The following is an 11,591-nucleotide window of genomic DNA, read 5'->3' as shown; positions in this document are numbered from 1 at the left end:
GGACTACCAGCGGTAGTGCGCGAAGGCCTTGTTGGACTCGGCCATCTTGTGCGTGTCCTCGCGCTTCTTGACGGCAGCGCCAAGACCGTTGGAGGCGTCGAGCAGCTCGTTCATGAGGCGCTCGGTCATGGTCTTCTCACGACGGGCGCGGGAGTAACCCACGAGCCAGCGGAGGGCCAGGGTCGACTGGCGACCCGGCTTGACCTCGACGGGGACCTGGTAGGTCGCGCCACCGACACGGCGGGACTTGACCTCGAGGGACGGCTTGACGTTCTCCAGCGCGCGCTTCAGCGTGATGACCGGGTCGTTGCCGGTCTTCTCGCGGAGGCCTTCCATGGCGCCGTAAACGATGCGCTCGGCGGTGGAGCGCTTGCCGTTCAGGAGGATCTTGTTGATGAGCGACGTCACCAGAGGAGATGCGTAGACCGGGTCGATGATGACCGGGCGCTTCGGGGCGGGGCCCTTACGAGGCATTCTTACTTCTCCTTCTTGGCGCCGTAGCGGCTGCGGGCCTGCTTGCGGTTCTTGACAGCCTGGGTGTCAAGCGCACCGCGGATGATCTTGTAACGAACACCCGGCAGGTCCTTCACACGGCCACCACGCACGAGCACGATCGAGTGCTCCTGCAGGTTGTGTCCCTCACCCGGAATGTAGGCGGTGACCTCGATGCCGGAGGTCAGACGCACACGCGCGACCTTACGGAGCGCCGAGTTCGGCTTCTTCGGGGTGGTCGTGAACACACGCGTGCAGACGCCGCGACGCTGGGGCGAAGCCTCAAGCGCGGGGGTCTTTGTCTTCTCGACCTTGTCCTGCCGGCCCTTACGGACCAGCTGCTGGATCGTAGGCACTACTTCTCCGGTTTCTGTGTGCCGTGTAGTGAAACTAACCTGGAACTTCCCCGACCCACGCGGTCGGGTGTGTCGAACACTGCACGCTTTCACCGAAGTGAGTCGGGCGCAGATTGCGATGTGGTCTTCTCGGCTCTCCGCGGGGTCTTAAGCACACGCGGGAGCCCAGGGCACACCCCAGGCACAAGGTCAGAGCGTACCTACCTCACAGAGGTAGGTCAAAACAAATGCCCAGCACGAAAACCCGCCGCGCGCAAGTGGGGAACGGCCGGATCGGCCCTCCGCCCGGCCCCGGCGCCCTAAACTGACGGCTTGACCGGCGCGGGACGCCCGCGAGTCGATCAGCAGGGAGCAGGACATTGGGGACCGTGGCACCCGAGCCGACCACAGTCGACGCCCGTCCCGCCGCCCCGCGCAGACCCGCCCCGCGCGGACCGGCCGTCCGCCGGATCACCCGTTCCCGCGGTCCGCTGCTGGCCTTCCTGATCACCTCGGGCGCCTTCTGCGCCGCCTGGGTGGTGCGCGGCACCTTCCCCTTCGGGAACACCGGCCGGGCCCTGAACGACCAGGCCAACCAGTACGTGCCCTTCCACCGGGCGCTGTGGGACCTGGTCCACGGGCAGGCCGCCGGCGACGTCCTGTTCACCTGGCGCGCCGGCTTCGGACAGCAGTTCCTCGCCGATTACCACACCTACCTCGGCAATCCCTTCTCGTGGCTGGCCGTCCTCGTCCCCCGCGCCCACGTCGACCTGGCGGTCTTCGCGATCACCCCGATCACCATGGGCACCGCCGCCGCCGTGATGACGGTGTACCTCGGCAAACTGCACCCCGGCCCGTGGTGGCAGCGGGGCGTGCTCGGAGCCACGTACGGGCTGTGCGGCTGGGCGCTGAGCGACGCCTCGTACATCCCCATGTGGCTCTGGGGCCTGGTCGCGCTCCCGATGCTCGGCATCGCCGTCGAGTGGTGCCTGGAGGAGCGCCGCTGGCCGGGCGTGGCCCTGCTGGTCGCGCTCGCCTGGTTGGGGAACTTCTACACCGCGATGATGGCCACGATGGCCGCGTGCGTCCTGCTGGCCATCCGCATGGCCACCCGCGAGATGACGGCGCGCGACCGGCTGCGCGCCCTGTGGCGGGCCGCGACGGCGACCGGGACCGGGATCCTGCTCACGTTGCCCCTGCTGCTGCCCTCGTTCCTGTCCAGCGGGGCCGCGCAGCCGACGAAGGCGTCCGCCTTCGACCCCGTACGGATCGAGCTCTTCCTCGCGGGGATGCTCCCGGCCACGCACCTGTGGGGCGGCCGCCCTCGGCTCTACGTCGCCTCGCTCGGGCTGATCCTGGCCGGCGCCTTCGTCCTCAACACGGCGGTCGCCCGGCGGACCCGCCTGGTGTGGGCGGCGGCGACCCTGCTCGTGGTCGCCTCCTTCCAGTTCCCGCCCACGCAGTACCTGTGGCACGGGCTGGCGGTGCCGAACGGCAACCCGTACCGCGAGGCCTTCGTCTTCAGCGGGATGGTCGTGATCGTGGCCTGGCTGGCGCTGGCCAACCGGCCGCGCCCGCTGCACCTGGCCCTGGTGGCGGCGCTCCTGGTGGCGGCCACCTGGGTACTGCGGCGCACCGACGACTTCGGCGGCTGGACCTGGCCGGCCGTGCTCGGCGGCGGTGCGGTCTCGCTGCTCGCCCTGGTCCTGCTGCGGCTCGGCGAGAAGCGCCGGTTCCTGATCCCGGTGGCCGCCGCGCTGATGATCGGCGTCGTGTTCGCCGAATCCACGGTGGCCGCCGCGAACGCGGACGCCCGCCGGGCCCGCGAGCGCTGGGCCAAGCCGGTCACCACCTCCAGCCGGTCGATCGGCGACCACTTCGAGGCCGTCCGCGATGTGGCCGGCTGGCCCGCCTACCGGACCGACTCGGGCGCGCCCCAGAGCGCGTACAACGACGCCCTGGCGCTGCGGGCGGAGGGCCCGCAGTACTACAGCAGCTACCTCCCCCAGGCCACCTACGAGGCCCTGGAGCCCCTGGGATACGGCTTCAAGAACGACGGCCGGACCTTCTTCGGCGACGACGACCCGGTACTCGACGCGATCTTCTCGATCGGCGCGCGGGTCCGCCCGGGGACCGCCCCGGGCACCTGGACGGCCTCGAAGTTCCCCGCGCCCCCGCTGGTCACCGTCCGCAGCGCGCCGTACACCTCCCCCAACCCGGCGGACAGCGTCTACGCCCGCCAGGAGAACGTCCTGGGCGCCACCGTCCACCAGGTCCCGCCGGTCACCCGCGGCGGAACCGCCACCGAGCAGACGTACACCTCCCGGTGCACCCCCGGCTCCGAGGCCTACTGGTACTCCCCCGCCCTCTACGGCACGGTCCGCGCCGGCGACGGCCCCCAGCGGCTCCTGGAGGACCGGATGACCGGCGTGACCCCGCTGGGCACGGTCCCCGCCTCGGGCCGGGTCGACGTCACCGTGCAGACCCGTACGAACGACGCGGACGCGGGCGCGCACCCGCTCGGCTGCCTGGACCGCGCCGCGCTCGACGCAGCCGTCCACCACCTCACCGCCACCGGCGCCACCACGGTCCGCCCCGCCGGCCACACCATCGAGGCCACCCTCCCCACGCCCGCCGGGGGCACGGCCGTCATCGCCACGACCGCCATCCCGGGCTGGCAGTGCTCGGCTCCCCTGAAGCCCTTCCACGGCCTGCTGGCCGTGGACCTCCCCCCGGGCACGACCAAGGTCTCCTGCACCTTCACCCCGAAGGGCCTCACCCCCGGCCTCGCAGGCGCCGCCCTGTCCCTCCTGGCCCTCACGGCGGTCCAGGTCACCACCCTGCGCCGTCGGCGCCGCTGACCACCCACCCGGGGGCCCGGGATCTCCCCGCGGCCCCCTGGGAACGAAGAAGCCCCCCGCCGCTCCTCTCGGAGCGGCGGGGGGCTTCTTCTTACGAGCTCTTAGCCGTTGTACGGGCCGTAGTCGTAGTCCTCCAGCGGGACAGCCTGGCCGGAGCCGGAGCCGAAGGGCGAGTAGTCGATGTCGTCGTAACCGACGGCCGAGTACATCGCGGCCTTGGCCTCTTCGGTGGGCTCCACCCGGATGTTGCGGTAGCGGGCGAGGCCCGTACCGGCCGGGATGAGCTTACCGATGATGACGTTCTCCTTGAGGCCGATGAGGCTGTCGGACTTGGCGTTGATCGCCGCATCCGTCAGGACTCGGGTCGTCTCCTGGAAGGAGGCGGCCGACAGCCAGGATTCCGTCGCCAGCGAGGCCTTGGTGATACCCATCAGCTGCGGACGGCCGGAGGCGGGGTGACCGCCCTCGGTGACCACACGACGGTTCTCGGTCTCGAACTTCGACCGCTCGACCAGCTCGCCCGGCAGGAGCTCCGCGTCGCCGGACTCGATGATCGTCACGCGGCGCAGCATCTGCCGGATGATGATCTCGATGTGCTTGTCGTGGATCGACACGCCCTGCGAGTTGTAGACCTTCTGGACTTCGCCGACCAGGTGGACCTGGACGGCACGCTGGCCGAGGATGCGCAGCACGTCGTGCGGGTTGGTGGCACCCATGGTGAGCTTCTGGCCCACCTCGACGTGGTCGCCCTCGTGCACGATGACCTTGGCGCGCTTCGAGATCGGGAACGCCGTCTCGTCGCTGCCGTCGTCGGGCGTGATGACGATCTTCTTCGTCTTCTCGGTCTCCTCGATCCGCACGCGGCCGGCGGCCTCGGAGATCGGGGCGACACCCTTCGGGGTACGGGCCTCGAAGAGCTCGACGACACGCGGCAGACCCTGCGTGATGTCGTCACCGGCCACACCACCGGTGTGGAAGGTACGCATCGTCAGCTGGGTACCGGGCTCACCGATGGACTGGGCGGCGATGATGCCGACCGCCTCACCGATGTCGACCAGCTTGCCGGTGGCGAGCGAGCGTCCGTAGCAGAAGGCACAGGTGCCGACCGCGGACTCACAGGTCAGGACCGAGCGGGTCTTGACCTCCTCGACGCCGTTGGCGACCAGGGCGTCGATGAGCACGTCACCGAGGTCGACGTTGGCCGGCGCGATGACCTTGCCGTCGATGACGACGTCCTCGGCCAGCATGCGGGCGTAGATCGAGGTCTCGACGTCGTCGGCCTTGCGCAGCACGCCGTCCTCGCCGCGAACGGCGATCTTCAGCTTCAGACCGCGCTCGGTGCCGCAGTCCTCCTCGCGGATGATCACGTCCTGCGAGACGTCCACCAGACGACGGGTCAGGTAACCCGAGTCGGCGGTACGCAGGGCGGTGTCCGCCAGACCCTTACGGGCACCGTGCGTGGAGATGAAGTACTCCAGAACGGTGAGGCCCTCACGGAAGGACGCCTTGATCGGACGCGGGATGGTCTCGTTCTTCGCGTTCGACACCAGACCACGCATACCGGCGATCTGTCGCATCTGCATCATGTTTCCTCGGGCACCCGAGTCAACCATCATGAAGATGGGGTTCGTCTTGGGGAAGTTCGCGTTCATCGCCTCGGCAACCTCGTTGGTCGCCTTGGTCCAGATCGCGATGAGCTCCTGCGTGCGCTCGTCCTTGGTGATCAGACCGCGCTCGTACTGCTTCTGGACCTTCTCGTCCTGCGCCTCGTAGCCCGCGACGATGGCCTTCTTGGCCTCGGGCACGACGACGTCGGAGATGGCCACGGTGACGCCCGAACGGGTCGCCCAGTGGAAGCCGGCCGCCTTCAGGTTGTCGAGCGTCGCCGCCACGATGACCTTGGGGTAGCGCTCCGCCAGGTCGTTGACGATCTCGGAGAGCTGCTTCTTGCCCACCGAGTAGTCGACGAACGGGTAGTCCTCGGGCAGCAGCTCGTTGAAGAGCGCGCGGCCCAGGGTGGTGCGCAGACGGAAGCTGTCGCCCGGCTGGAACTCCTGCTCGCCCTCCTCGGCGACCGGCGCCACCCAGCCGCGCGGCGGGATGGTGCCCACCGGGAAGCGGATGTCGACGGACGACTGGAGCGCCAGCTCGCCGTTGTCGAACGCCATGGTCGCCTCGGCCGTGGAGCCGAACGCTCGGCCCTCGCCCTTGGTGTCACGGAGCTCACCGTCGGTGGTCAGGAAGAACAGACCGAGGACCATGTCCTGGGTCGGCATCGTGACCGGACGGCCGTCGGCCGGCTTGAGGATGTTGTTCGAGGACAGCATCAGGATGCGGGCCTCGGCCTGCGCCTCCGCGGAGAGCGGCAGGTGCACGGCCATCTGGTCACCGTCGAAGTCCGCGTTGAACGCGGTGCAGACGAGCGGGTGGATCTGGATGGCCTTGCCTTCGACCAGCTGGGGCTCGAAGGCCTGGATGCCGAGGCGGTGCAGCGTGGGCGCACGGTTCAGCAGAACCGGGTGCTCGGCGATGACCTCTTCGAGGACGTCGTAGACGACCGTGCGGCCGCGCTCGACCATCCGCTTGGCGCTCTTGATGTTCTGCGCGTGGTTCAGGTCGACCAGGCGCTTCATCACGAACGGCTTGAAGAGCTCCAGCGCCATGGCCTTGGGCAGACCGCACTGGTGCAGCTTCAGCTGCGGACCGACGACGATCACGGAACGCGCGGAGTAGTCCACACGCTTACCGAGAAGGTTCTGACGGAATCGACCCTGCTTGCCCTTCAGCATGTCGCTGAGGGACTTCAGGGGACGGTTGCCGGGACCGGTCACCGGACGACCACGACGACCGTTGTCGAAGAGGGCGTCCACGGCCTCCTGAAGCATGCGCTTCTCGTTGTTCACGATGATCTCGGGGGCACCGAGGTCGAGAAGGCGCTTCAGACGGTTGTTGCGGTTGATCACGCGGCGGTACAGGTCGTTCAGGTCGGAGGTCGCGAAGCGGCCACCGTCCAGCTGCACCATCGGACGCAGGTCCGGCGGGATCACCGGCACGCAGTCCAGAACCATGCCCTTGGGCTTGTTGCTGGTCTGCAGGAACGCGGAGACGACCTTGAGGCGCTTGAGCGCACGGGTCTTCTTCTGGCCCTTGCCGGTACGGATGATCTCGCGGAGGCGCTCGGCCTCCTCCTCGAGGTCGAAGGACTCCAGGCGCTTCTGCAGCGCGGCGGCGCCCATGCAGCCGTCGAAGTACGTACCGAAGCGGTCACGCAGCTCGCGGTAGAGGAGCTCGTCGCCCTCCAGGTCCTGGACCTTGAGGTTCTTGAAGCGGGCCCACACCTCGTCGAGGCGGTCGATCTCGCGCTGGGCGCGGTCACGGAGCTGCTTCATCTCACGCTCGGCACCTTCGCGCACCTTGCGGCGTACGTCGGCCTTCGCGCCCTCGGCCTCGAGCTCGCCCAGGTCGGTCTCGAGCTTCTTGGCCCGGCCTTCGAGGTCCGCGTCACGACGGTTCTCGATCTGCTGGCGCTCGACGGAGACGTGCGCCTCCAGCGACGGGAGGTCGCGGGTGCGACGCTCGTCGTCGACGAACGTGATCATGTACGCGGCGAAGTAGATGACCTTCTCGAGGTCCTTCGGCGCGAGGTCCAGCAGGTATCCGAGGCGCGACGGGACGCCCTTGAAGTACCAGATGTGGGTGACGGGAGCGGCAAGCTCGATGTGGCCCATCCGCTCACGGCGCACCTTGGCGCGCGTGACCTCGACGCCACAACGCTCACAGATGATGCCCTTGAAGCGGACACGCTTGTACTTGCCGCAGTAGCACTCCCAGTCCCGGGTAGGACCGAAGATCTTCTCGCAGAAGAGTCCGTCCTTCTCGGGCTTGAGGGTGCGGTAGTTGATGGTCTCCGGCTTCTTGACCTCGCCGTGCGACCAGGTTCGGATGTCGTCCGCGGTGGCAAGGCCGATCCGCAGCTCGTCGAAGAAGTTGACGTCGAGCACTGTGCGTCAATCCCTCTTTCGGGGTCGAGTCTCAATCATGGTCTGAACGGTCCCGGGGATGACGGGGGGCTCTTGAGCGAGCCCCCCGTCAGGCCCGTCAGACCTCTTCGACGCTGCTCGGCTCGCGCCGGGACAGGTCGATACCGAGCTCCTCCGCCGCGCGGAAGACGTCCTCGTCGGTGTCGCGCATCTCGATGGACATGCCGTCCGAGGACAGCACCTCCACGTTGAGGCACAGCGACTGCATTTCCTTGATGAGCACCTTGAAGGACTCGGGAATGCCCGGCTCGGGGATGTTCTCGCCCTTGACGATGGCCTCGTAGACCTTCACGCGGCCGGTGACGTCGTCGGACTTGATGGTCAGCAGCTCCTGGAGGGCGTAAGCGGCGCCATAAGCCTCGAGCGCCCACACCTCCATCTCACCGAAGCGCTGGCCACCGAACTGCGCCTTACCACCCAGCGGCTGCTGCGTGATCATCGAGTACGGACCGGTCGACCGAGCGTGGAGCTTGTCGTCGACCAGGTGGTGGAGCTTGAGGATGTACATGTACCCGATCGAGATCGGGTCCGGGAACGGCTCGCCGGAGCGGCCGTCGAACAGGCGCGCCTTACCGGACGGGAGGACCAGGCGGTCACCGTCGCGGTTCGGGATGGTGTGCTCGAAGAGGCCGGCGAGCTCATCCTCGCGGGCACCGTCGAACACGGGGGTGGCGACGTTGGTACCGGGCTCGACACGGTCGGCCCCGATGACCTTCAGACGCTCGGCCCACTCCTCGCCGAGCCCGGAGACGTCCCAGCCGCGGCTGGCGAGCCAGCCGAGGTGGATCTCCAGGACCTGTCCCGGGTTCATTCGGGACGGGACACCCAGCGGGTTCAGGATGATGTCGACCGGCGTGCCGTCCTCAAGGAAGGGCATGTCCTCGATCGGAAGGATCTTGGAGATGACACCCTTGTTGCCGTGGCGGCCGGCGAGCTTGTCACCGTCGGTGATCTTGCGCTTCTGGGCGACGTAGACGCGGACCAGCTGGTTCACGCCCGGAGGAAGCTCGTCGCCCTCCTCGCGGTCGAAGACGCGGACACCGATGACCTTGCCGATCTCACCGTGAGGGACCTTGAGCGAGGTGTCACGCACCTCGCGGGCCTTCTCACCGAAGATCGCGCGGAGCAGGCGCTCCTCCGGGGTCAGCTCGGTCTCACCCTTGGGCGTGACCTTGCCGACCAGGATGTCGCCGGCGACGACGTCCGCACCGATGCGGATGATGCCGCGCTCGTCGAGGTCGGCGAGGACCTCCTCGGAGACGTTCGGGATGTCCCGGGTGATCTCCTCGGGGCCCAGCTTGGTGTCACGGGCGTCGACCTCGTGCTCCTCGATGTGGATCGAGGAGAGGACGTCGTCCTGTACGAGGCGCTGCGACAGGATGATCGCGTCCTCGTAGTTGTGACCTTCCCACGGCATGAACGCGACGAGCAGGTTCTTGCCGAGGGCCATTTCGCCCTCTTCGGTCGCGGGACCGTCGGCGAGGACCTGGGACTCGATGATCCGGTCGCCCTCGTTGACGATGACCTTCTGGTTGACCGAGGTGCCCTGGTTCGAGCGGGAGAACTTGGCGACGCGGTACGTGGTGTACGTGCCGTCGTCGTTGGCGACGGTGATGTAGTCGGCCGAGACCTCCTGGACGACACCGTCCTTCTCCGCACGGATCGAGTCACCGGCGTCGACCGCACAGCGGTACTCCATGCCGGTGCCGACGAGCGGGGCCTCCGCCTTGATGAGCGGAACGGCCTGGCGCATCATGTTCGCGCCCATGAGGGCACGGTTGGCGTCGTCGTGCTCCAGGAAGGGGATCATCGCGGTCGCGACGGACACCATCTGGCGCGGGGAGACGTCCATGTAGTCGACGTCGTCGCCGGCGATGTAGTCGATCTCGCCGCCACGACGGCGCACCAGCACGCGGTTCTCGGTGAAGCGCATGTCCTCGGACAGGCCGGCGTTGGCCTGGGCGATGACGAAGCGGTCTTCCTCGTCGGCCGTGAGGTAGTCGACCTCGTCGGTGACGACACCGTCGATGACCTTGCGGTACGGGGTCTCGACGAAACCGAACGCGTTGACGCGACCGTAGGAGGCGAGCGAGCCGATCAGACCGATGTTCGGGCCTTCAGGGGTCTCGATCGGGCACATGCGGCCGTAGTGCGACGGGTGGACGTCACGGACCTCGAAGCCGGCCCGCTCACGGGACAGACCGCCGGGGCCCAGCGCCGACAGGCGGCGCTTGTGGGTCAGGCCCGAGAGCGGGTTGTTCTGGTCCATGAACTGCGACAGCTGGCTGGTGCCGAAGAACTCCTTGATGGAGGCGACGACCGGCCGGATGTTGATCAGGGTCTGCGGCGTGATGGCCTCGACGTCCTGGGTCGTCATGCGCTCGCGGACGACGCGCTCCATACGAGCCAGACCCGTGCGGACCTGGTTCTGGATGAGCTCGCCGACGTTGCGCAGACGACGGTTGCCGAAGTGGTCGATGTCATCGGTCTCGACCACGATCGAACGGCCGGACTCGCCGGTCGTCTCGGTCTCGCCGGCGTGCAGCTTGACCAGGTACTTGATCGTCGCGATGACATCGTCGGTGGTGAGCACACCGGCGTCGAGCGGCTCGTCGGCGCCGAGCTTCTTGTTCACCTTGTAGCGGCCGACCTTGGCGAGGTCGTAGCGCTTCGGGTTGAAGTAGAGGTTCTCGAGCAGCGTCTGAGCGGCCTCACGGGTCGGCGGTTCGCCCGGACGCAGCTTGCGGTAGATGTCGAGCAGCGCGTCGTCCTGCCCCTGGGTGTGGTCCTTCTCCAGGGTGGCGCGCATGGACTCGTACTCGCCGAACTCCTCGAGGATCTGCTCGGTGGTCCAGCCGAGAGCCTTCAGGAGGACGGTGACGGACTGCTTGCGCTTGCGGTCGATGCGGACACCGACCATGTCGCGCTTGTCGATCTCCATCTCCAGCCAGGCACCCCGGGACGGGATGATCTTGGCGGAGAAGATGTCCTTGTCGGACGTCTTGTCGATGGAGGAGTCGAAGTAGACACCGGGGGAGCGGACAAGCTGCGACACGACGACACGCTCGGTGCCGTTGATGACGAAGGTGCCCTTGTTGGTCATGAGCGGGAAGTCGCCCATGAAGACCGTCTGAGACTTGATCTCTCCGGTCTCGTTGTTCGTGAACTCGGCCGTGACGAACAGCGGAGCCGCGTACGTGAAGTCGCGCTCCTTGCACTCGTCGACAGAGTTCTTCGCCGGCTCGAAACGGTGGTCGCGGAAGGTCAGCGACATCGACCCGGAGAAGTCCTCGATCGGCGAGATCTCCTCGAAGATCTCTTCCAGACCGGACTTGGTGGGGACGTCCTGTCCACTCTCAAGCGCCGACTCGACGCGAGACTTCCAGGCGGCATTGCCGAGAAGCCAGTCAAAGCTCTCGGTCTGCAGCGCCAGGAGGTTCGGAACCTCGAGGGGCTCCTTGATCTTTGCAAAGGAGATGCGCAGCGGGGCGGTGCTGGCACCGTTGTTCGTATTGGTCGAGGCGTTGCGCGAGGCGGCCAAGAGGGGGTCCTTCCGAGGGCTCGGACTCACTACGCGCGTACCGGTCCCAGCAGACACAGAAGACAAGCCCCCCGAATCCAACCGAAAAGGCCAGGTCAGGGTGGATCAATCAAGTGTGCTCAAGCGTGGGCATGTCCCTGGCGACGGGCAGGGGACAGCTAACAGGCAGCGCAAAGGGTCAGTGTAGCCACTCGGCTCACTGATGTCCAGACCAGGTTTCCGGAAACCGGCAACAGGCCTTCCCCATGTCGTTCAACCAACACTGTTTCCAACGCTGCGGCGCCCGTACTCGTGCACAGAGCGCGTATCAGTACTGCCCTCT

General features: G+C 67.4%; 5 protein-coding genes. 1 reads left to right on the top strand and 4 read right to left on the bottom strand.

Features of this window, described 5'->3' with window-relative positions:
- Positions 1 to 3: 3 nt before the first annotated feature.
- Together rpsG and rpsL are read right to left on the bottom strand one after the other, a co-directional pair.
- A complete protein-coding gene (gene rpsG / locus JYK04_RS25280) occupies positions 4 to 474 on the bottom strand; it encodes a 30S ribosomal protein S7 (RefSeq protein ID WP_007265894.1) in 471 nt (156 codons plus the stop codon).
- A gap of 2 nt (positions 475 to 476) precedes the next feature.
- Positions 477 to 848 (bottom strand): 30S ribosomal protein S12, encoded by a 372-nt coding sequence (rpsL, locus tag JYK04_RS25275; RefSeq protein WP_007265893.1) that lies wholly within the window; start codon positions 846 to 848, stop codon positions 477 to 479.
- Positions 849 to 1,216: 368 nt separating this feature from the next.
- Here rpsL and JYK04_RS41950 point away from each other — a divergent pair, with 368 nt between their 5' ends.
- A complete protein-coding gene (locus JYK04_RS41950; protein WP_268254133.1) occupies positions 1,217 to 3,688 on the top strand; it encodes a YfhO family protein in 2,472 nt (823 codons plus the stop codon).
- A gap of 101 nt (positions 3,689 to 3,789) precedes the next feature.
- On the opposite strand, the gene JYK04_RS25265 is transcribed toward JYK04_RS41950, so the two are convergent.
- Together JYK04_RS25265 and rpoB are read right to left on the bottom strand one after the other, a co-directional pair.
- Positions 3,790 to 7,689, bottom strand: coding sequence for a DNA-directed RNA polymerase subunit beta' (locus JYK04_RS25265; protein ID WP_189733378.1), 3,900 nt, complete (start codon positions 7,687 to 7,689; stop codon positions 3,790 to 3,792).
- A gap of 97 nt (positions 7,690 to 7,786) precedes the next feature.
- A complete protein-coding gene (gene rpoB / locus JYK04_RS25260) occupies positions 7,787 to 11,269 on the bottom strand; it encodes a DNA-directed RNA polymerase subunit beta (protein ID WP_030008451.1) in 3,483 nt (1,160 codons plus the stop codon).
- Positions 11,270 to 11,591: the final 322 nt, after the last annotated feature.

Source organism: Streptomyces nojiriensis, assembly GCF_017639205.1.
Lineage (GTDB): Bacteria > Actinomycetota > Actinomycetes > Streptomycetales > Streptomycetaceae > Streptomyces > Streptomyces nojiriensis.
Note: the sequence above shows the minus strand (reverse complement) of the source record. Positions and strands in the feature narration are given on the sequence as shown.